General features: G+C 30.9%; 1 protein-coding gene. It reads right to left on the bottom strand.

Going from position 1 to position 456, the window contains the following annotated elements:
• On the bottom strand, positions 1 to 201 hold a 201-nt coding region (locus RCF13_RS06660; RefSeq protein ID WP_308140976.1), incomplete at its 3' end, for a hypothetical protein.
• Positions 202 to 456 lie beyond the last annotated feature (255 nt).

Raw genomic sequence — 456 nt, forward strand, 5'->3', positions numbered from 1 at the left:
TATCTTGTTTAAATTCTCTATAACATAAGTGATATCTTCCTTATCAAAAGTTTTCATGGAATTTTTGGTATTCCCATCAAATATAGAAATCTCCATAACTTCATTAGGGTCTATATTCATCATATCTATGGGCCTTCTAAACCATATCACCATAATTATGCCAGCAACTAATAATATAGCTATAGGTAACTTTTTCTTCATAACCCTATCCCCTTTCCGCTCTTTCTTTATGTAAGTAAATTTTTATATAATTACACTTCCATCATACGATTTAAACCCCAATGTAACAATCTTCTCTTTTCTAGTCACAACCCCGTGGATCTTAATTTTATGCCTTTGTTTTCCCTATGCATTGAAGTAATAAAGGTAACCAGCCCTACTATTGAAAGTATTATTCCATTGATTTCAAAGATAAGGAAAGAATCACCTTATTTTCTTAACTTCCTTTGAAATACC

Origin of the sequence: Stenotrophomonas maltophilia group sp. RNC7, assembly GCF_030910085.1 — a bacterium.
Classification (GTDB): Bacteria; Pseudomonadota; Gammaproteobacteria; order Xanthomonadales; family Xanthomonadaceae; genus Stenotrophomonas; species Stenotrophomonas sepilia.